The 1192-nt window shown below is 46.6% G+C and carries 1 pseudogene; it reads left to right on the forward strand.

From position 1 onward, the window contains the following. Nucleotides 1–4: 4 nt before the first annotated feature. Nucleotides 5–1150 (forward strand): annotated as a pseudogene (locus tag R7E00_RS24290) (tetratricopeptide repeat protein). The last annotated feature ends 42 nt before the right edge of the window (nt 1151–1192 follow it).

The raw sequence follows: 1192 nt of genomic DNA on the forward strand, positions 1-1192 counted from the left end.
AACGCTGCTTAGTTTGACCGCAGCGAGGGCGATAGCTCAAGAGCTTAGCCAGTACACCGCATCTAGAGTGCAGCGTGCGCACAGCTTAGCTCAAGAAGAGAAGCTTAAAGAAGCGATCTCAACTCTCGAATCGTTAGACCTATCGCGTGGCTACGATCAAGCGTTTGTTGCTCGTATGCTCGGTATTTTTTATTGGCAGAATGAGCAAGTTAAGCCTGCTATCAAGCAACTGGATTTCGCGGTAAGCAGCGGTTTATTGCAAGACGAGCAAGCGTGGCAAACACGTAAAATGCTAGCGGATATTTTGTTGAATGAACAACAGTTTGCTAAAGCCTTGCCGCACTATTACGAGTTGAGTAAAGCCGTACCAAAAAACAAGAAAGCTCATGAAGTTTAGCTGCGCATAGCACAATCGCATTACCAGTTGAGCCAATGGAATAAAGTGCTGTCAGCGATGGGTCGCTACGAGAAGTTTGGTCAGCCAGATGAACTCGGTCCATTGTCGATTAAGCTTTCGTCTGAACTGGAACTCAAAAAGTGGCAGCCTGCTATTGTCACCATCAAACGTTTGATTGCAATTGAGCCTGAACGAGTTGAGTGGTGGCGTCAGCTCGTCGCTTTGCATTTACGTGTCGATGACAGCAAACGCGCACTAGATTCAATGGCTTTAGCCAAGCTACAAGGTGTCGCGCTCAGTCAAGATGATTTTAAACTGCTGGCACAGCTTTATGCGAAACGTGGAATCCCGGAGCGTGCTGCTTTAATTATGGAGCAGTTGGAAGACCTTAACGTCGATAGCCAGTTAAAAGCTCAGCAGGCGACCTATTGGCAGATGGCAAAAGAGTGGGATAAATCCATCGATAGTTGGCGAGTTGCCGCGAAGTTGGATTCTAAATACTACTGGAACTACTCTCAGCTACTTGTTCAACAAGGCCATTACCAACAAGCATTGGCTGCTTTGGATAAGGTAAAAGGTCGTAATGCTGACGTCGCGCTCATCAAAACCAGAGCCTACTACAAGTTGAATCGATTGGATGACGCATTGGCGAATGCGAAACGTGCGAATGAAATCAAACCATCGCATCAAGCCAAGAGTTGGGTGAAATACTTAACCCAACGGCGTAAAGCGGAAGCAACACAAAGCTCTTAACGCAGAACAAATGAAAAGACCCGAAGTCATTCTCGGGTCTTT

Origin of the sequence: Vibrio sp. Vb1755, from assembly GCF_033338635.1 — a bacterium.
GTDB classification, from domain to species: domain Bacteria; phylum Pseudomonadota; class Gammaproteobacteria; order Enterobacterales; family Vibrionaceae; genus Vibrio; species Vibrio alginolyticus.